Source organism: Nonomuraea sp. NPDC050404 (assembly GCF_040655495.1).
GTDB lineage: Bacteria > Actinomycetota > Actinomycetes > Streptosporangiales > Streptosporangiaceae > Nonomuraea.
The window spans coordinates 243479-262836 of sequence record NZ_JBFAKB010000014.1; the positions used below are offsets into that span (position 1 = coordinate 243479).

The 19358-nt window shown below is 68.8% G+C and carries 20 protein-coding genes; 13 read left to right on the forward strand and 7 right to left on the reverse strand.

The annotated features are described in order from the left end of the window. Position 1: 1 nt before the first annotated feature. The 3 genes from AB0I81_RS35370 to AB0I81_RS35380 are packed head-to-tail and all read right to left on the reverse strand — an operon-like array spanning position 2 to position 2813. Positions 2-820 (reverse strand): carbohydrate ABC transporter permease, encoded by an 819-nt coding sequence (locus tag AB0I81_RS35370; RefSeq protein WP_360665871.1) that lies wholly within the window; start codon positions 818-820, stop codon positions 2-4. Beyond that, entirely contained in the window at positions 817-1719 is a 903-nt protein-coding gene (locus AB0I81_RS35375; RefSeq protein ID WP_360665874.1) for a sugar ABC transporter permease, read from the reverse strand. The genes AB0I81_RS35370 and AB0I81_RS35375 overlap by 4 nt, the downstream gene beginning before the upstream one ends. 8 nt (positions 1720-1727) lie before the next feature. After that, positions 1728-2813: a LacI family DNA-binding transcriptional regulator gene (locus AB0I81_RS35380; RefSeq protein ID WP_360665877.1), complete on the reverse strand. Its 1086-nt coding sequence runs from the start codon at positions 2811-2813 to the stop codon at positions 1728-1730. A 693-nt stretch (positions 2814-3506) separates the two neighbouring features. Here AB0I81_RS35380 and AB0I81_RS35385 point away from each other — a divergent pair. The 6 genes from AB0I81_RS35385 (at position 3507) to tgmC (ending at position 7797) form a co-directional block, all read left to right on the forward strand. After that, on the forward strand, positions 3507-3713 hold the full coding sequence (locus tag AB0I81_RS35385) for a hypothetical protein (RefSeq protein WP_360665880.1): 207 nt from the start codon (positions 3507-3509) through the stop codon (positions 3711-3713). Beyond that, a complete protein-coding gene (locus tag AB0I81_RS35390) occupies positions 3710-4228 on the forward strand; it encodes a DUF6879 family protein (protein ID WP_360665883.1) in 519 nt (172 codons plus the stop codon). Before AB0I81_RS35385 ends, AB0I81_RS35390 begins: the two co-directional genes overlap by 4 nt. A 15-nt stretch (positions 4229-4243) precedes the next feature. Further along, on the forward strand, positions 4244-5098 hold the full coding sequence (locus AB0I81_RS35395) for a helix-turn-helix transcriptional regulator (RefSeq protein WP_360665885.1): 855 nt from the start codon (positions 4244-4246) through the stop codon (positions 5096-5098). 241 nt (positions 5099-5339) lie between these two features. Beyond that, positions 5340-5678, forward strand: coding sequence for a putative ATP-grasp-modified RiPP (gene tgmA, locus AB0I81_RS35400; protein WP_360665888.1), 339 nt, complete (start codon positions 5340-5342; stop codon positions 5676-5678). 5 nt (positions 5679-5683) lie between these two features. Continuing rightward, positions 5684-6646, forward strand: a complete 963-nt coding sequence (gene tgmB, locus AB0I81_RS35405) for an ATP-grasp ribosomal peptide maturase (protein WP_360665891.1) — start codon at positions 5684-5686, stop codon at positions 6644-6646. Next, positions 6643-7797: an ATP-grasp peptide maturase system methyltransferase gene (gene tgmC / locus AB0I81_RS35410; protein ID WP_360665893.1), complete on the forward strand. Its 1155-nt coding sequence runs from the start codon at positions 6643-6645 to the stop codon at positions 7795-7797. The genes tgmB and tgmC overlap by 4 nt, the downstream gene beginning before the upstream one ends. A gap of 213 nt (positions 7798-8010) precedes the next feature. Here the strand turns inward: tgmC and AB0I81_RS35415 are convergent, their stop codons facing one another. Then, complete coding sequence (locus AB0I81_RS35415; RefSeq protein ID WP_360665896.1) at positions 8011-9303, reverse strand: MFS transporter; 1293 nt, start codon at positions 9301-9303, stop codon at positions 8011-8013. Positions 9304-9326: 23 nt separating this feature from the next. On the opposite strand from AB0I81_RS35415, the gene AB0I81_RS35420 reads away from it, so the two are divergent. The 3 genes from AB0I81_RS35420 to mihF all read left to right on the forward strand — a co-directional run bounded on the left by AB0I81_RS35420 (position 9327) and on the right by mihF (position 11474). Beyond that, positions 9327-10553: an ROK family protein gene (locus tag AB0I81_RS35420; RefSeq protein ID WP_360665898.1), complete on the forward strand. Its 1227-nt coding sequence runs from the start codon at positions 9327-9329 to the stop codon at positions 10551-10553. Between the two features lie 108 nt (positions 10554-10661). Beyond that, positions 10662-11066 carry a heme-binding protein gene (locus AB0I81_RS35425; RefSeq protein WP_360665900.1) on the forward strand — a complete coding sequence of 135 codons (405 nt, stop codon included), beginning with the start codon at positions 10662-10664 and terminating at the stop codon, positions 11064-11066. Positions 11067-11168: 102 nt separating this feature from the next. Further along, positions 11169-11474 carry an integration host factor, actinobacterial type gene (gene mihF / locus AB0I81_RS35430; RefSeq protein WP_138697789.1) on the forward strand — a complete coding sequence of 102 codons (306 nt, stop codon included), beginning with the start codon at positions 11169-11171 and terminating at the stop codon, positions 11472-11474. 131 nt (positions 11475-11605) lie between these two features. Here the strand turns inward: mihF and AB0I81_RS35435 are convergent, their stop codons facing one another. Beyond that, positions 11606-12253 carry a response regulator transcription factor gene (locus AB0I81_RS35435; RefSeq protein WP_360665904.1) on the reverse strand — a complete coding sequence of 216 codons (648 nt, stop codon included), beginning with the start codon at positions 12251-12253 and terminating at the stop codon, positions 11606-11608. Then, the gene (locus tag AB0I81_RS35440) at positions 12244-13491 is read right to left on the reverse strand and encodes a sensor domain-containing protein (protein ID WP_360665908.1); all 1248 of its coding nucleotides are present in this window, start codon (positions 13489-13491) and stop codon (positions 12244-12246) included. Before AB0I81_RS35440 ends, AB0I81_RS35435 begins: the two co-directional genes overlap by 10 nt. A gap of 186 nt (positions 13492-13677) precedes the next feature. On the opposite strand from AB0I81_RS35440, the gene AB0I81_RS35445 reads away from it, so the two are divergent. The 3 genes from AB0I81_RS35445 (at position 13678) to AB0I81_RS35455 (ending at position 18119) form a co-directional block, all read left to right on the forward strand. Further along, positions 13678-14964: an acyltransferase gene (locus AB0I81_RS35445; RefSeq protein WP_360665910.1), complete on the forward strand. Its 1287-nt coding sequence runs from the start codon at positions 13678-13680 to the stop codon at positions 14962-14964. Positions 14965-15062: 98 nt separating this feature from the next. Next, the gene (locus AB0I81_RS35450; RefSeq protein ID WP_360665913.1) at positions 15063-15566 is read left to right on the forward strand and encodes an N-acetyltransferase family protein; all 504 of its coding nucleotides are present in this window, start codon (positions 15063-15065) and stop codon (positions 15564-15566) included. A 54-nt stretch (positions 15567-15620) separates the two neighbouring features. After that, on the forward strand, positions 15621-18119 hold the full coding sequence (locus AB0I81_RS35455) for a DUF3516 domain-containing protein (protein ID WP_360665916.1): 2499 nt from the start codon (positions 15621-15623) through the stop codon (positions 18117-18119). A 130-nt stretch (positions 18120-18249) separates the two neighbouring features. On the opposite strand, the gene AB0I81_RS35460 is transcribed toward AB0I81_RS35455, so the two are convergent. Beyond that, positions 18250-18816, reverse strand: a complete 567-nt coding sequence (locus AB0I81_RS35460) for a hypothetical protein (RefSeq protein WP_360665919.1) — start codon at positions 18814-18816, stop codon at positions 18250-18252. A gap of 17 nt (positions 18817-18833) precedes the next feature. Here AB0I81_RS35460 and AB0I81_RS35465 point away from each other — a divergent pair, with 17 nt between their 5' ends. Further along, positions 18834-19328, forward strand: a complete 495-nt coding sequence (locus AB0I81_RS35465) for a DUF2087 domain-containing protein (RefSeq protein ID WP_360665922.1) — start codon at positions 18834-18836, stop codon at positions 19326-19328. The last annotated feature ends 30 nt before the right edge of the window (positions 19329-19358 follow it).

Sequence of the window (19358 nt, forward strand, 5' to 3'; positions counted from 1 at the left end):
CCTAGCCTTTCACGGCGCCGGCCATCAGGCCGGACTTCAGTCGCCGCTGAATGATTGCGAAGAAGATCAGGCTCGGGATCGTCGCCATCAGCGACGCCGCGGCCAGCGGGCCGAGCCTGGCCACCCCCTCGGGGCCGGTGAACCTCACCAGCGTGAGCGGGAGAGTCATGACGTCGGGGTCCTGCAGGATCACGAGCGCGAACATGAACTCGTTCCAGGACGAGATGAACGAGAACAGCAGCGTCGCCACCACACCGGGCGCCAGCAGCGGGGCGACCACGCTGGCGATCGAGCGCAACCGGCTCGCCCCGTCCACCGCCGCGGCCTCCTCCAGCTCGGGCGGCACCGCGCGCACGTACCCCTGCAACATCCACAACGCGAACGGCAGCGTGAACGTCACGTGCACGATCACCAGCCCCGGCAGCGTGTTCACCAGCTCCATGTCGCGCAGGATCATGAAGAGCGGAATGATGATCAGGATGAACGGGAACACCTGGCTGACCAGCACCCATCCGATGGCGATCTTGTTGATCAGGCTGCGGTGGCGCGCCATGGCGTAGGCGGCGGGCAACGAGATCAGCACGGTGATCACGCTCGCGAACAAGGCCACGACCAGGCTGCGCAACGACGCGCCGACCAGGTCCTGCTCCCCGAACGCGTCGCCGAAGTTGGCCAGCGTCGGCTCGCGCGGGATCCACGTCGGCTCGGTCAGCGCCATCTCCTGCGGCGTCTTGAGCGCCGTGGACAACAGCCAGAGCAGCGGGAAGGCCAGGAAGACGACGTACGCGACCAGGGCGACGTACTGCGAAACACGTTTCACTTGGTCTCCCTCATCTGCCGCCACAGGTACAGCCCGAGCACCGCGAGCACGACGATCGCCATCGCGAGGCCGAGCATCGAGGCGTAGCCGGCCATGCGGTACCTGAACGCCTCCTCGTAGGCGAACAACATCGGCAGCCGTGTACGCCCGCCGGGGCCGCCCTGGGTAAGCACGTACACCAGGCCGAACTGGTTGATGTTCCACACGAAGTCGAGCGAGGTGATCGCCACGATCACCGGCCGGAGCTGCGGCAGCGTGATGCTCCAGAAGCGCCGCCAGGTGCCCGCGCCGTCCATCTCACCGGCCTCGTAGAGCTCCTTGGGCACGTTCTGCAGGCCCGCGAGCAGCACGACCGTGGTCTGCGGCATGCCCGCCCAGATGCCGACCACGATGATCGCGGGCAGCGCGAGGGAGAAGTCGGCCAGCCAGTTGATGTCGGTGCCGAGCAGGTCGTTCAGCACGCCCGCGTCGGGGTGGTAGACGAGCTTCCACATCAGGCCGATGACCACCGGCGGCATCGCCCACGGCACGACCGACAACACCCTGGCCACGGCGCCGCCGCGCAGCTTCTCGTTCAGCAGCAGCGCCAGGCCGAGCGCGGCCAGGAACTGCAGCACGGTCACCGAGATCGACCAGATCGCGCCGATCTGGAAGGAGGCCCAGAAGTCCTCGTCGCCCAGCAGGCGGGTGAAGTTCTCCAGGCCCACGAACTCGGTCTGGTGTACGCGGGTGTTGCGGGCGTCGGTGAAGGCCAGGCCGATGCCGTACAGCAGCGGGCCCACGCTGAACAGCAGCACCGGCACCAGCGCCGGCAGCATCAGCACCCACATCTCGCGCGATTGGCGCGAGACCCCCCGGCGCCTCGCCCCCGGCCGCCGGGGCGGCGCCGGTCTCGTCACGGTCGCCGTCACTCCTCGTTCTCCTTGCTCGCCTTGTTGTCCGTACGGGTGCCGCCGGTTTCCGTCCTGGCCCGGTAGGTGCGCTCGTACTCGGCGCCCGCCGTGGAGGCCCGTACCGACAGGCGGGGCGGCACGGTGACCACCCGGGGCTCGCGATCGCCGCCCCGCAGCCGTTCGAGCAGCAGTTCGGCGGCGGCCTTGCCGCGCTCGGCCGAGCCGAGCGAGACGCTGGTCAGCGACGGCCAGGAGGCGGCGGCCAGGTCGGTGTCGTCCATGCCGACCACCGCCACGTCCTCCGGCACCCGCCGGCCCGCCGCGCGCAACACGTCCAGCGCGCCGAGCGCGATCAGGTCGTTGGCGCACATCAGCGCGTCCACGTCGGGCACCCTGGCGAGCAGGTCCGCCACGGCGCCGCGGCCCTGCCGGCGGTAGAAGTCGCCGATCTGCACGAGGTCGTCGTCGTAGGGCAGGCCGAGGTCCGCGAGCGCCTCACGGTAGGCGGCGCCGCGCGCGGCGCCGGGGACGGTGTCGAGGGGGCCGTTGACCATGGCGATGCGGCGGCGGCCGAGCTCGTAGAGGTGATCGACCGCGAGCCGTACGCCGGTCCGCGAGTCGGCCCGCACGTTGTCCACCCGCGTGCCCTCGGGCACTGAGCCGATGATCACGACGGGGGCCCTGGCCGCGGCCAGCATCTCAAGGTGCGCCTCGGTGACGCGCAGGGGGCTCATGATCAGCCCGTCCACGTACCGCTCGCCCAGGCTGTGCAGCACGTCGATCTCGTCCGCCACGACGGCGTCGGTCGAGTGCAGCACGAGCCGGTACCCGGCGGCCTTCAGCACCGGCTGGATCTCGCGCAGCATGGCCAGGTAGGCCGGGTTGCCGATGTCGGCCATGGCGAAGGCGACCTGATGGGTGCGGCGCGACTTGAGCGACCTGGCCACGGCGTTGCGCACGTAGCCGAGCTCGTCGGCCGCGGCCATCACCTTGCGCACGGTCTCCTGCCTGGTCGGCAGGCCGTTCAGCACCCGCGAGACGGAGGCGATCGAGACACCGGCACGCTCGGCGATCGTGTTGATCGTGGGTCCGTCGGCCAAGGCTGTCCTTCCTCAAACGGTAAACGTTTACGGAACGATCTCTGTAAACGTTTACGGTAGTGGGGACATGAAACCTGGATGTAACTTGCAGGTCAAGTCACGATCGCATAACACCAGGTCAGTAGCATAGAACGCAAATCAAGCTGCACTTCAGGCCGTGCAGGGCCCAACCGCAAGGACTGTCCAGTGAGACGCGCTTCGCGCGATGGAGTTCAGACCGCACGGGGCTCAACTGCAAGGGCTTCCCAGTGAGACGCGCTTCGCACGACAGGGCTCAGGCCGCGCCCAAGCGGGGCAAGCCCCCGCACCCCCGGCGAGAGGTCTGCCGACCCCTCGCGCTCCCCGGACGCAACGCCCAGCACCATGAGGCCGCAGTCCCAGCCGTGATGTCGCCCAAGAAAACAGCTCACCCAATCACCAAAAGGTAGCGCTGACCTTCACGCCAGCCTGGAACGCTCGCGAGCGACCATCACGCGAAACTGCTGCAAAGAGAAGGTCCCTCACTGTGCGCGCAAATCTGGCAATATCGCAGCGCCATTGCTATTCACGCAATGAGGTCGCCGTCCCGATGTAGTCGAACAATGCCTGCTCACCACCACCTTTATACCGGTCATACGTCAAAGGCTTGACGGCTTTCCCATTTCGAGCGACCATCTCATGGCCTGCAACAACCTGCAATATGAGGGAGCACCCATGAAGATCACACTCGTCGCCAAGGACCCGAACTCGCAGCCGCAAGGCTCCCCCACGCTCTACAAGACCGATCGCGGCTCCTGGCTCGTCCAAGGATGGGCCGTCACGGATCCCACCGTTCTCGCGGAGATGAACATCCCACCCGGCGAGATCGCTTGCGAGATTCCCGACCGGCTCGTCCCGTTCTTCGCGCAGGACGACCGATGAGCCTCGACTACGAGGAGTTCAACGCGCTGTTCACACAGTTCGAACGGTCCGCCATACATCTGGAGATGCGAGACTCCTACGGCACAGCGATCGAACTCCCGCACATGGCCAAGTGGGCGGCCGGCGAGCCCGATGACCTCGCGTGGCTTCAGGGGTGGTGCGACCTTGTCCGTGAAGGCGTCCAGGCGGGGAAGACGTTCAAGCGCGCCCACGTGGTCAGCGAGCCGTTGAGCGACTATCAGCGGTGGTCCCACAGCATCATGCAACCTCACATTGAGGCCGGCTCCGAAGTCTGCTGGGTACCCCGGCGGCGCGTCTCGTCCGTCGCCTTCCCCGGCAACGACTTCTGGTTGTTCGACGACCGCCTGGTCGTGTTCCACCACTACGCGGGCAACGGTCAGAACATCGACTTCGTCACCTCTACGGACCCGCACGACGTCCGGTTGTGCGCATCGGCCTTCGAGGCTGTTTGGGAACTGGGCATCCCACACAGTGAGTACAAACCGTCTGTATGACGAGAAGATCGCTCAGTGACCAGTTCAGCCCAGAAAGCTAGACAGGCGTTCGGCAACCGCCTCCGGGAGATCCGCTTGGACGCTGGTCTCTCGGGAAGGCAACTGGCGGTTGCCGTGGGTATTCACTTCACGAAGGTGAGCCGCGTCGAGCACGGCGGCCAGTCCCCTACCGACGCTGAAATCCGCGCCTGGTGCCGCGCCTGCAACGTGGAAGACCAGATCCCGGACCTCGTCGCGCAGGCGCGCACCGTGGACTCCCTCTATCGAGAATGGCGCAAGCAAGCCCGCGGGGGCCTCCGGAGACTCCAAGACGACATCCAACCGCTCTATGAGCGCACGAAGCTGTTCCGCGTACACGAGCACTGGAGCATCCCGGGGCTCCTCCAGACTGCGGCCTACTCGGTCGAAAGCATGGCCTATTGGGTTCGCCTCCTCGATCTTCCAGACGACCGTGAGGCCGCAACGGCTGCTCGGCTGGCTCGCCAACGTGTACTCAACGAGGGCGACCACCGCTTTGTTTTCCTCTTGGCCGAGCAAACGCTCCGCACAAGAGTGGGTTCCATCGAGATCATGTTGGAGCAGCTCGATCGCATCCTTGCTGCCATGAGCCTGCCTAATGTCTCTATTGGGATCATTCCGTCAGATGCCGGCTTGGGTGCACACACTCAGACCGCTTTCTGGATCTTCGATGACAGTCTCGTGAAGGTGGAGACGCTCACAGCGGCAGTCGACATCACGAGGGAGGAGGAGATCCACATCTATATGACAGTTTTCGAACAGATGGCGCAGTGGGCCACCTTCGGAGACTCTGTTAGAGCCCTTATTCTCCAGCTCAAAAGAGAGTTTCTGCAACAAGCTGCAACACTATAGCGGGCTGACGCTTCCAGCTCTTACGGTCGTGGCATGCCGCCGAAACAGCAGGCCAGCGCCCGACTGACCCCATAGGAAGCGAGGCCCCGGCTCTCCCCCGCGCAGAAGGCCGTGAGTGCCCCAACCGACGGTCTTCGGCCGGGAAGGCGTCGCGCATAGACGGCCTCGGCGGAGGGGGTTCATTGGAACTGCTGACCCCTCAAGGCCGGGGAGCAAAACCCCGAGTTAGATGGAGGAGCTCATGCATGTGCCCCACGCCCCCACCCCCGCGAACATCGGGGCAGGGTCTCCCGGGAACCTTCTCACGCTCAAACCCCGCCCGTGGGGGCTGTCGCAGATGGCCCCATTCATCCGACAGGACGACGGCAGCGCCTACGTCCCGTACCGCGTTCACCTGGATCCGGTGAAGCAGACGGGCGTCTACACCGACCCTGTCACCCTCAAGCCGATCGAGGCTGCCGGTAAGCACGGCAGCAACAAGCCGACGACAAGCCAGACCGTACCGCCTACCGGTGACGGGCAGGATCCCGACATGCCGAACGGGAAACCGGACACCGTCACGGACTACGAACAGGACTGACCTGCATGAAGGCACCCGTCCTGGTCGTCGCGTGCTTGGACGATCCGACCACTGACCTGGTGCTGGACGAACTGCACGACCGGGACATCCCGGTCGTACGGTTCGACCCCGGCGCTGACTTCCCCGACGAGATCACCCTGTCCGCCTACCTCGACAGGTCGGGACTGACAGGATCGATCGACACGCCGACGCGCCACCTGAATCTGTCCAACGTCAGCGCCGTCTACTGGCGTCAGCCCACACCGTATCGGCCGTCGCCGAACCTGGACCCTGGCAGCGCAGCCTGGACGGCCGATCAGGCCCGCTACGGCCTGGGCGGAGTCTTGGCGGCCCTCCCCGGCACGTTCTACCTGAACCACCCGTTCCGCAATCGCGATGCCAAGTACAAACCGCTCCAACTCGCCACCGCGGCCGCATGCGGCTTGACCATCCCACACACTTTGATCACCAACCGGCTCCGCAGCGCCGACGGCTTCATCTCGCGGCCGGGCAGAACTGTGTTCAAGCCGCTGTGGTCCACCCCGTACAAGTCCGAAACTGGCAAGTGGCGGACCATCTGGGCTCACCGTATCGACCACGAGGACCTGGACGAGACGGTGAGCGGGGCGGCCCACTTGTTCCAGAAGCAAGTGGAAAAGGTGGCCGACGTTCGAGTGACGATGGTGGGTGACCGCGTTTTCCCAGTGCGCATCAACGGTGCCCCCGCCTTGGATTGGCGGCTCTATTACGACTCGCTGTCGTACGAGCTGATCGACGCTCCTCCAGCCGTCGTCAAAGGCATGCGAACCTACTTGGACCGATTCGGATTGGTCTTCGGCGCGTTCGACTTCTGCCTGGAGCCCGAAGGCGAATGGGTGTTCTTGGAGTGCAACCCCAACGGCCAATGGGCATGGTTCGACGACCCAATTCCCCAGCAGATCGCCAGCGCCATAGCCGACATGCTGACCCGCCCGAAAGGATCGTCATGAGTCCCACCCCGAGGCAGCTCCGCCAGGAGTTGGCCGATCTCCTGGAGAGGCTGGGCGCGCTGACTGATCCCGGCTGGCGTCGCGCCATCGAAATGGTGCCGCGCGAACGGTTCCTGGGCGAAGCCGTCTTCACCCAAGAGGAAGGGGCGGCGGGTGACGAGTGGCGTTCCATGCTGCGAGGCCGCATGCCGAAGGAGAAGTGGTTGGAACTGGCCTACTCCGACGAAACGTGGGTTACGCAGGTGGATGGCACTCCGGCCGAGGCCGCCGGGAGCACCACGCTCGGCGACCCCACGTCATCCTCCACGATGCCAAGCCTGGTCGTGATGATGCTGGAACGAGCCGGCATCAAGGACGGCGAAAGCGTCCTGGAGATCGGGACGGGTACGGGGTACTCCACCGCACTCATGTGCGAACGCCTGGGCGACTCGTTCGTGACCAGCATCGAGTATGACAAGTTGGCTGCGGCTCGCGCCCGCACGGCACTGGAGGCCGCCGGGTACGCTCCCACGCTCATCGCCGGGGATGGCCTGCACGGTTACGACAAGAACGCCGAGTACAACCGTCTGATCGCTACCTGCTCAGTGCGGTACATCCCGCTGCCGTGGATGGAGCAGGTAAGCGACGGCGGCACCATCACAACGCCGCTGTCCGGATGGATGCTCGGCAGCGCGCTGGCACACCTCACCCTGGCCGACGACGGCACCGCCAGCGGACGATTCTTGGCTGACGGCGTGTCGTTCATGCCCGCCCGCCCGCACGCACGCCCACCGCGGTCGTCGTATGTGCTCGGACTCGGCGTCGAACGCGAGAGCACGATCGATCCGAATCTGCTGCACGGTCGGACCGGTAGATTCGTCGCCCAGCTCGGCGCTCCATCGGCTGAGAAGATGGGGTTCGGTGACCAAGTCATCCTGCTTGACGTAGCCACCGGTTCTCAGGCCACGACACGCCGCAATCCAGACGGCGAAGGATGGCTGGTCCGACAGCACGGCCCGCTGAAGCTGTGGCACGCCGTGGAGGATGCCGTCCTGACCTGGCTGGCCGCAGGCGCCCCGGACCAGTCAGGCTTCGGGCTCACGGTGACGCGCGAGGAACAAAGGGTTTGGCTGGGTAACCCTGACGGGCCTTTCTGGAATCTTCCCGTCTAGGTGACCTTGCCGAGTCTGGTGGTCCGCATTCTGCGACGCCACACGGCCACAAGGACGGCTCCGTAGCATGGATCGCGGGTCTTCATCCAGCCGGACGGTGCCATCCGCGTGGTCCGAGCCGGATGGCGCAAAGTCGTCCGGCGACGTGCTCGCTGTCCCGTCCCATGAGTCTCCCAGTGGCAATACGGGAGTGGAGAAGCCGACAAAAGTAGGTCAGTCGCGCGCGGGCTCCCGCTCGCCACCACGCGCGGGCTCACCCCCGGCAGCAACCTCACCGCCAGAACCGGCGGGCACCACGGCCGGGGCAGGGGTGGTCAGCCGGAGTAGGGAGCGGATGGCGGGTGAGCCGGCGAGCGTCACCACGGCGGCCATCACGGCCGGGATGATCAGCGCCACCGGGAGCGACGCCGACTTGGCCACGAAGCCGAGCACGGCGGGTCCGAGCAGCAGTCCGCTGTAGCCGAACGCCGTCACCATGGCCAGTGCCCGTCCGACCCGGCCGCCCGCCGCGCCGACGGCGCTGAACAGGACGGGCACCACCGTGGCCAGGCCCACGCCGGCCAGCGCCCAGCCGCTCCACGCGCACGCCACCTCCAGCGACTCCCCCACCGAAGGCGAGATCAGCACGAGCACGTACCCGGAGGTGGCGAACAGGCCGGCGAGCTGGATCGTCCGTACGGAGCCGAGCCTGGCGCGGATCGGGTCACCCAGCAGCCGCACGGTCGTCATGGCCACCGAGAAGATCGTGTACGCCAGCGGCGCCATGGCCGGATCGGTCAGCAGCACCTCGCGGGCGTGCAGTGCCGCCCAGTCGATGGCCGCCCCCTCGGCCAGGTGCCCGGCGAACGCCGCCAGCCCGAGCACCGCGATGAGCCCGTAGCCCAGCGAGTTCCCCGACGTGGAGGTGGCCGCGGCTTCGCCACCGGACTCGTGCCCGGGTGTGTCCGGCAGCAGCAGCCACGCCGCGGGCAGGTACAGGAACGGCACCACCAGCGCCGCCGCGATCAGCAGCCACTGCCCGTCCAGCCCGATCTGCAGCGCCAGGGCGGTCAGCCCGCCGCCGGCCGCCCCGCCCAGGCTCCAGACGCCGTGGAAGGCCGAGATGATCGGCCGCCCGTAGCGGCGTTCGACCTCGACGGAGTGGGCGTTCATGGCGACCTCGGTCACCCCCAGCCCGATCCCGAACACGATCGCCAGCACCACCAGCGACCAGTACGAGGGCGCCAGCGCGGGCCCGAGCAGCACCAGGCCGGAGAACGGGCCGGCGAACCAGCACACCCGCCGGCTCGTCCACCTGTCCACCAGCGGCCCGGCGACCAGCATCGACACCAGCGCCCCGCCCGAGATCAGCAGCAGGACGGTGCCCAGCAAGGCGTAGTCGAGTTCGAGCCGGTCGTGCAGGGAGGGCAGTCCCGCGGCCCACAAGCCCATGACAAAACCGGCGAGGAAGAAGAATCCGAAAACACCGACACGAGCTCTTTTGGCATCAATGAGGCTTTTGTTCACGGCAAGAGCATAAGCTGTCCCTCGTGACCGGAGCTACCACCAGCGGAGAATTGCGCGCGCACAACCGGGTGCGGCTGCTGCGGGCCGTGCACGACGGCGGCGCCGCCCACACCCGGTCCCGGCTCACCCGCGATCTGGGCCTGGCCAGGGGTACGGCCTCCGTGCTCGTGGCGGGGCTGGCCGAGGACGGGCTGCTGCATGAGGAGCCGGCCGCCGAGCACACTCGCGGGCGGCCGACCCAGGTGCCGGGGCCGCATCCGCGCGGGCCGATCGCGCTGGCCGCGGACGTCCGGGAGGACGCCTGGGAGCTGGCGGCCTGCGAGCTGGGCGGCCGCGTCACGGTCCTCGATGTACGCCCCCACGACGGCACCCCGGAGGGCGCCCTCGGCCCGCTCGGCGAGGCGATGACCGGGCACGCGCGGCGGTTCGGCCACCGGGTGATCGGCGCCGCCGTCGCGCTGGCCGGCCCGGTCCGGCACGGCGGCCTGGTGGACATCGCCCACCTGGGCTGGCGCTCGGTCGATGTCCCCGCCCTCCTTGGCTTTTCCGGCTCCCCCATCGTCGGCAACGACACCGCGCTGGCGGCGCTGGCCGAGGCGCGGCGGGGCCGGTTGCGGGGGGTGCGGGTGGGGCTGCATCTGCATGTGGACTTCGACCTGGGCGGTGTGCTGGTCGTGGACGGCCACCCGGTCGCCGGGGCGAGCGGCTCCGGCGCCGAGTTCGGCCACATGCCGCTCACCGGGAACGAGCGCCGCTGCCCGTGCGGCGCCGTCGGCTGCTGGAGCACCGACGTCGGCGCGAACGCCCTGCTGCGCCACGTCGGCCTGGCCTACGGCGGCGGCAGGGGCCGCGAGCAGGCGGAGCACGTCCTGGCCACGAGCGAGGAGGCGGTCACCGCCAACGCCACGGCCCTGGGACGCGGCATCGCCGCCCTGGTGAACGCGCACGACCCCGAGGTGGTCACCCTGTCGGGCCACGGCGTGGAACTGCGCGAGCGGGCCGGTCAGGCCCTGCTGGCGGCCTGCGGGCCGGGGCTCATGGCGATCCGCCGCGACGCCCCGCCCAGGATCGAGGGCTCGGCGCTCGGCTGGCGCGGCTCGCTCCTGGGCGCCATGGAGTCGGTCTTCGACGCCTTCCTCACGACGGAGGGTATTGAACTCTGGCGTAAAAACCACCCTGACCAGGGTCTCGACACGCCCGACCGGCAAAGTGTGACGCATTCCACCCCGACCGGAAAAAAGGCGCCATAACGCCTCCTCCCAGGTCACGAAGTCGATCTTGCACAACCGGGCCTCCTGACGGGTACTGAAGCAAGCGTCAGATGCGCGAACCAATCATGATCCACAAGGGACGATCGGGTGAATCTCGAACTCGCGCTCCGCATGACTGAAGCGGCCATCAAGCAGGCGTTCCGGGAGGGCGCGACGGTCTCCGTCGCGATCGTGGACGGGGGAGGGAATCTGGTGTCTTTCCAGCGTATGGAGGGTGCGGCCATCTCCGGACCGGTGCTCGCGCCGGGTAAGGCGTACACCTCGGTGGCCCTTCGCAGACCCACCTCGGAACTGCCCGCGCTGACCGCGCCGGGGGGTGAGCTGTCGGGCCTGGCGGGGGGCCGTTTCGTCTGCTTCGGAGGTGGCATTCCGCTCTGGTCCGGCTACGGTGAGGAAGAACGCGTGGTCGGCGGCGTAGGGGTCAGCGGCGGCACGCTCACGCAGGACATGGTCTGCGCGGAAGCGGCCGCGTCGGTGTGGGGAGCACGCTGAGAGCGCACTTTCCGCAACACACACCGCTGGCATCCGCCATGATTAGCCACTGCACCACGGGTAACAACAACCCGAACGTCAACTCCCCGAGGAGATAACGAGATGGCACTTCCCACTCTCACCCCCGAGCAGCGTCAAGCCGCTCTGGCCAAGGCCGCCGAGGCCCGTGCCGCCCGCACGGCCCTGCTGGGCAAGGTCAAAGCGGGCGAGCTGACGTTCGCTCAGCTGCTCGAGCGCGATGACGACATCGCCAAGAAGATCAAGGTGTCCCAGGCCCTGCGCGCCGTCAAGGGCGTCGGCCCGGCCAAGGCCACCGCGCTGATGGAGGAGGCCGGCGTCGACGAGAAGCGCCGTCTCGGCGGCCTGGGCGCCCAGCAGCGCAAGAAGCTGGTCGACGCGCTCGGCTAAACCCGAGCGGCCAGGTCCGCGCGCGACGCCGCGCGGACCGGCCAGCGACCCCTCACCGGCCAGGGAGGGACCCGCGAGCGGAGCCGCCCCCGCTCGACGGCGGGCCGGCCGGAGGGTCCGCGAACGGCCGATCAGGAACGCAGATAGGTCAGTACGGCGAGCACCCGGCGATGCTGGTCACTGTCCTCCGCGTAGAGGCCGAGCTTGTTGAAGATGCTCCTGATGTGCTTCTCCACGGCTCCGTCACTGATCACGAGCTGCCGCCCGATGGCCGGATTGGACTTCCCTTCGGCCATCAGCCCGAGCACCTCGCGCTCGCGCGGCGTGAGCTGTGCGAGCGGGTTGTCCTTGCGTCTGCGCACCATCAACTGGGACACCACCTGGGGATCGAAGACGGTCCCGCCCGCGGCCACCCGCCGCAGACCCTCCAGGAACTCATCCACGTCGACGACCCGGTCCTTGAGCAGGTAACCCACCGCGCCCCTGGCGTCGGCGAGCAGGTCGTCGGCGTAGGAGACCTCGACGTACTGCGACAGGATCAGCACGGGCGTCCCCGGCACCCGCTGCCTGGCCCGTACGGCTGCCTTGAGCCCCTCGTCGGTGAAGGACGGCGGCATCCGCACGTCCACCACCGACACCTCCGGTTTGTGCTCGGCGATCGCCTCCACGAGGGCGTCACCGTCACCGACCGCGGCCACCACCTCGCAACCGAACTCCTCCAGCAATCTGACCAGGCCCTCCCTGATCAGCACCGCGTCATCGGCCACGACTACCCGCACGGAACCTCCGCCATGATCAATGTGGGCCCGCCGTCGGGCGACTGGACGGTGAGCTCACCGTCCACGGCGCGGAGCCGGTCGGCCAGCCCGGCGAGCCCGTGTCCCTTGGCGACGTGCGCGCCGCCGACACCATCATCCCCGATCGAGAGCATCAGGACATCACCGAGGCGAATGAGCTGAACGGTGCAAACCGTGGCACGGCTGTGCTTGGCCACGTTGGTGAGGGTCTCGGCGCAGACGAAGTAGATGGCGTTCTCGATGGCGGCCTGGTAACGCTCGACGGTCTGCACGTCCAGGTCCACGGGTACGGTGCAGCGGCCCGCCAGGGCGGCCAGGGCGGGCGCGAGGCCGCGGTCGGACAGGATGGGCGGGGCGATGCCACGCGAGAGCGCACGCAACTCGTCGAGCGTCTCGCGGGTGGCGCTGATCGCGTTCGTGAGCGTGGCCTTGGCCGCGTCGGGGTCCTTGGCGAGCTGCCGCTGCGCCCTGGACAGCTCCATGGCCAGCGAGACCAGCCGCTGCTGCGGCCCGTCGTGGATGTCTCGCTCCAGCTTGCGCAGCGCGTTGGCCTCGGCGGAGACGGCGGCGGCCCGGCCCTCTGCCAGGTCCTCGATGCGCTCCTGCAACTCGGCCACGCCGGTCAGCAGCGCCCTGCCGAGGCCGGCCCGCATCAGCGCGGCGCCGCGTACCACGAACGGCATGAGCGCCAGGAAGACCAGGCCCGCGACGACGTAGAAGAGCGCGGTGACGGGGTAGCCCCCGCCGATGCCGAGCAGTTCCGGCAGCTCCATGTTGCCCTCGATGCGCATGATGAAGTAGCCGTACAGCGGCCAGGTCAGCGCCGCGAGGGGCAGCAGCCAGAACGTCACGGTGAGCACGAACGACAGGATCGCGAACGGCAGGTTGAGGATGCCGTGCAGCAGGTCGAGCCAGGACTGCCCGCTCGTCAGCGGGTTGACCATCTTGCGGAAACGCCCGGCGCCGGGCGGCACGGGCTTGTAGCGGGGCCGTACGGGCGGCCGCTGCAGCACGTCGGACAGCCAGCCGCGCTCGGCGTCGGCGAAGCCCCTGGCGATCATCAGCGTGCCGGCCAGCAGGGGCACGCCGATCCACACGACCGCGGTGCCCAGCCCGGCGGCGAAGCCGGTGAGCATGAGCACGAAGCCGATGAGCGTGGTCGGGAAGCCGACCAAGGTGTACCTGGTGTCCAGCAGGACACGCCTCGTCAGGGAGCGCATGCCCTAAAAGGTATGACGCCGGGAGGTTCGCGGACGACCCTGCACTCCGGTGTGCGCGGGTAGGGCCAGCCCTACCATGACGGGTGGTGTGGCCTCGACCACAAGAAGGGCGGTTCGCGGCAATGTGCGCGCGGGCCCTGGAGCGGGAGTGTTGTGGGCATTCGCCCCCGCTGAATCGAGGCTCCCATGACCGTCCTGCTGGACCGCCCCACGGCCGCGGCCGTACAGCCACGCCGCACGGCGGTCGCCCGCCCGGCGGGGCGCGATCCGTTCATCGACCTGCTGCGTGTGTTCGGCATGGTGCTCATCGTGTTCCAGCACTGGACGATCCCCGTCCTGTCCTTCGACGACGGCCGGCTGACCACGGGCAACGCGCTCGCGACGCCCGGCGTGTGGGTGGTGACGTGGCTCAGCCAGGTGATGCCGCTGGTGTTCTTCGCGGGCGGCGCGGCCAACGCGATCAGCTTCGGCGGCGCGGCCAAGTCCGGCAGGGCCGCGCCCGCGTGGCTGGCGGTGCGGCTGCGGCGGCTGGCCTGGCCGCTGCTGCCGCTGGCCGCGGTGTGGATCCCGCTGCCGCACCTGCTGCTCTCCTTGGGCGTGCCCGCGCAGCCGCTGGCGGTGGGCTCGAAGCTGACGGGGCAGCTGCTGTGGTTCCTGGCCGTGTACCTGATCGCCGTCCTGCTGACCCCGTACGCGCTGCGCCTGCACGAGCGGCACGGCTGGCGGGTGGTCGCGGTGCTGGCGGCCGGGGCGGTGCTGGCGGACGTGGCCAGGTTCGGCACCGGCGTCGATGCCCTGGGCTACGTGAACGTGGTGTTCGTCTGGATGGCCGTGCACCAGCTCGGCTTCTTCTACGTCGAGGGGCGGCTGCGGCGGGCGGCCTGGCCGATGGCCGTCGGCGGGTTCGGGATCGCGGCGCTGCTGGTGGCCTACGGCCCCTACCCGGGCAGCATGATCGGGCTGCCCGGCGCCGAGGTGTCCAACATGGCGCCGCCCACGCTGGCCATGCTGGCGGTCGGGTTCGGGCAGGTCGGCCTGGCCGTGCTGCTGCGCCCGGCGCTCCTGCGGCTGCCGACCGAACGCCTGCTGGCCTGGACGGGCCCGCGGATCATGACGATGTACCTGTGGCACATGCCGGCCCTGTTCGTGGTGACCGGGGTGCTGGTGGTCGGCGCCGGGCTGGACACGCCGCGGCCGGGCAGCGCGTTGTGGTTCGCCGGGTGGCCGATCTGGTTCGGGCTGCTGTGCCTGGTCATGTGGCCGCTGCTGAAGGGGTTCGCCAGGTTCGAGACGCCGCCGGCGCTGCCGTACGGGACGGCGGGCTGGCGGGGCATGCTCGTGGCGTCCGGGCTGGTCGGCGGCGGGGTGCTGACGCTGACGATCGGCGGGTTCGTGCCCGGGGCGGCGCCGTTCCTGGCACTGCTGGCGCTGCTCGGCGGCCTGCTGCTGACGGCCCCCCGGGTGAGCGCCTGACGATCGGGGCGGGTGAGCGCCTGACGGCCCCCCGGGTGAGCGCCTGGCGGCCCAGGGTGAGCGCCTGACGGTCGGGGCGGGCGTGCAGAATATCGGCCATGACCGAAGTGCGCGCCCTCACCGACGCCGACCTCCCCACCGTCCGTGACATCTACGCCCACTACGTGACCGAGACCGTGGCCACGTTCGACGAGACGCCGCTCACGCGGGAGGACTGGCGGGTCAAGGCCGGCGCCGTCACGGCGGCCGGCCTGCCGTTCCTGGTGGCCGAGGCGGACGGGCAGGTCGCCGGGTACGCCTACGTCGCCCAGTACCGTCCCAAGCCGGCCTACCGGCACACCCTGGAGGACTCGATCTACCTGGCCCCCGGCCACACCGGCAGGGGGCTCGGGCGGCTGCTGCTCGGCGCGCTGGTCAGCGAGGTGAGCCGGACGCCCGCCCGCCAGGTCGTGGCGGTGATCGCCGACTCGGGTGACCCGGCCTCGGCTCGGCTGCACGAGAGGTTCGGCTTCGCGCCGGTGGGCCGGTTGACGGCCGTCGGGTTCAAGCACGGCCGCTGGATCGACACCCTGCTGCTGCAGCTCGATCTGAAGACGACTTGACCGAGTTGGCCGCCCCGGGTCCGACCACCCGGCAAACTTCGGCAGGATAGGAGTGTGAGCCTACTCGTTGACCGCCTGCCAGAAGACATCGACGCTGATCCCGACGCCATCTTCGACGCGTTCGTCGCCTGGAACGCCGAGCGAGGGCTCACCCTCTATCCCGCCCAGGAGGAGGCCCTCATCGAGGTGGTCTCCGGCAACAACCTGATCCTGGCCACGCCGACCGGCTCCGGCAAGTCGCTGGTGGCCGCGGGCGCCCACTTCGCCGCGCTGACGCGCGACCTGCGCACCTTCTACACCGCGCCGATCAAGGCGCTGGTGTCGGAGAAGTTCTTCGACCTGTGCGCCATCTTCGGCACCGAGAACGTCGGCATGATGACCGGCGACGCCAGCGTCAACCCGGGCGCGCCGATCATCTGCTGCACGGCCGAGATCCTGGCCAACGTGGCGCTGCGCGACGGCGCGGCGGCCGACATCGGCCAGGTCGTCATGGACGAGTTCCACTTCTACGCCGAGCCCGACCGCGGCTGGGCCTGGCAGGTGCCGCTGCTGGAGCTGCCCGGCGTGCAGTTCATCCTGATGTCGGCCACGCTCGGCGACGTGTCGATGTTCGAGCGCGACCTGACCCGCCGCACCGGGCGGGAGACCGCGGTGGTCAAGCACGCCGAGCGGCCGGTGCCGCTGATCTACTCCTACCGGATGACCCCGCTGCACGAGACGCTGGAGGAGATGCTCTCGACCGGCCAGGCGCCGGTCTACGTCGTGCACTTCACGCAGGCCGCGGCAATGGAACGGGCGCAGGCCCTGATGTCGATCAACATGGCGACCAAGGCCGAGAAGGAGGCCATCGCCACCATGATCGGCGGCTTCCGCTTCACCACCCGCTTCGGGCGGGCGCTGTCGCGGCTGGTCCGCCACGGCATCGGCGTGCACCACGCCGGCATGTTGCCGAAATACCGCCGCCTGGTGGAGCGGCTGGCCCAGGCGGGGCTGCTGAAGGTCATCTGCGGCACCGACACGCTGGGCGTCGGCGTCAACGTGCCGATCCGCACGGTGTTGTTCACGGCCCTGTCGAAGTACGACGGCAACAAGGTGCGGCGGCTGCGCGCCCGCGAGTTCCACCAGATCGCCGGCCGGGCCGGCCGCGCGGGCTTCGACACCATCGGCTACGTCGCCTGCCAGGCCCCCGAGCACGACATCGAGAACGCCAAGGCGCTGGCCAAGATCGGCGACGATCCCAAGCGGCGTCGCGGTTACGCCCGCAAGAAGCCGCCGGAGGGCTTCGTGGGCTGGAGCGAGGACACCTTCACCAAGTTGCAGGAGGCCGAGCCGGAGCCGCTCAACTCCCGCTTCAAGGTCAGCAACGCCATGCTGCTCGCGGTGATCAACCGGCCGGGCGACTGCTTCCAGGCGATGAAGCACCTGCTGACCGACAACCACGAGGACCGCAAGTGGCAGCGGCGGCACATCAGCCAGGCCATCGCCATCTACCGGTCGTTGCTGGCCGGCGGCATCGTGGAGCAGTTCGCCGAGCCCGACGAGCAGGGCCGCAGGGCCCGGCTGACGATCGAGCTGCAGGAGGACTTCGCGCTCAACCAGGCGCTGTCCACGTTCGCGCTGGCCGCCTTCGACCTGCTCGACCGCGAGGCGCCGGCCTACGCCCTGGACATGGTCTCGATCGTGGAGTCCATCCTCGACGACCCGCGCCAGATCCTGTCCGCCCAGCTCAAGAAGGCCAGGGGCGAGGCCGTCGGGGAGATGAAGGCCGACGGGATCGAGTACGAGGAGCGCATGGAGCGGCTCGCCGAGATCATGTACCCGATGCCGCTGGAGGACCTGCTGCTCGGGGCGTACGAGACCTACCGGCACGGGCACCCGTGGGTGGGCGACTACACGGTCAGCCCGAAGTCGGTGGTGCGCGACATGTACGAGCGGGCGATGACGTTCAGCGAGTACATCCAGTTCTACGAGCTGGCGCGGTCCGAGGGCACCGTGCTGCGCTACCTGGCCGACGCCTACCGGACGTTGTCGCGCACGGTTCCCGAGCACCTCAAGACCGACGACCTGGTCGACCTCATCGAGTGGCTGGGCGAGCTGGTCCGCCAGGTCGACTCCTCGCTGATCGACGAGTGGGAGAAGCTCACCAACCCGGCGACGGCGCTGGAGGAGCACCGGCAGCTGGAGGCCAAGGTGCGGCCGGTCACCGCCAACGTGCGGGCCTTCCGCGTGCTGGTGCGCAACGCCATGTTCCGGCTGGCCGAGCTGTGCGCGCTGGAGAAGGAGGAGGAGCTGGAGGAGCTGGCCCCCGACGTGGACTGGGGGGCGGCGCTGGACGCGTACTACGCCGACCACGAGGAGATCTTCACCGACGCCGACGCGCGCGGGCCCGCGCTGCTGCGCATCGAGGAGGAGAGCGGGTTGTGGAAGGTGCGCCAGACGATCAAGGATCCGGCCGGCGACGGCGACTGGGGCATCGACGCCCAGGTGGATTTGGCCGCCTCCGACGAGGAGGGCCGCGCCGTCCTGCACGTGCAGGGGCTCAACCGGCTGTAGAAAAAGGACAAGCCGTGTGCCGGAACGGACTGGCAAGGGCGCCCCGGCACAGGCCTGTCGATTAAGTCTCCCCCGGAGAACGTCGGGGTCGTGTCATGACCGTGTCCCAAGATCGAGACATTCCTTGCCTCTAGCAGTCGGCGATGGTGCAGATCTTGGCGAGCATGCGCCTGGCGTCGCCGGTCTGCCGCTTGAAGTCGGCCTTGGCGGGCTTGCCCCACTCGCCGGAGACGTTGTAGAGGATCAGGGCGTTCGCGCGGCGGGCCACGATGGCCCGGTCGCCGCCGATGGCCGGCTTGCCGTCCTGGTAGGCCTGCCCGGTCACCGACAGCCCCCGGTCGCCCAGGCCGGTGGTCCTGGCGGCGGAGTAGCGGTAGCCGGTGGAGCCGCAGGCGCGTACGGCGGCCTCCAGGTCGCGCATCGCCCTGCCCGCGGCGGCCGCGGAGGAGTAGAGCACGACCTGCTCCGACTTGGCGTAGTCGGGCACGGAGGTGTAGATGAGCGTCCTGGCCCCGGTGCGCCCCTTCTGCCCGAGTCCCGCCTTCTGGCAGGGGTTGACGACCAGCCGGGCCGACCTCTTGCCGCTGGCCGACCAGGAGGTCTCCGGGTTCTTGTCCTTCTTGGCGGCTTCCTTCTCGTACAGCAGGAAGTTGCCCGGGATGGCGACCGCGGCCGCCAGTAAAATTGCTGCCATCATGCGACAAAATGGTATGAGTGAATGACGATGAAATCAGGCGTGTGCTCGGGCTCCTGTACCAGGATGACACGCTGAAGACATTCGCCTCCCTGGTGCTCGGGGCCGGTGACGGGCTCCCCGAGAAGTCGTTGCGCAAGCTGGAGAGCGGCGGCCTGGCGGCGTGCGACGAGAGCGGCGAGTGGCGGGCCACCCCCGGACGTTTCCGCGACCTGCTGAAGGCGACGGCCGAGCCGGCCGGGCGGCTCAGCCCCGAGGAGCGGGTGCTGCGCACGTTCCTGGTGGACGGGCGGCTGACGACCATGGGGATGCGGCGCGACAAGCGGCTCGTCGTGCTGCGGTACATCGTGCTGGTCTTCGAGCCCGGCGTGCGTTACCCGGAGAAGGACGTCAACGTGGCGCTGCGGGCCTTCCACGACGACTACGCGGCGCTGCGCCGGTACCTGGTGGATGAGGGGTTGTTGTCGCGGGAGGGCAACGTCTACTGGCGCAGCGGCGGGCACGTCGAGATCTAGCGTGTGATCGTGCCCGCGCCCGAGCCCGGC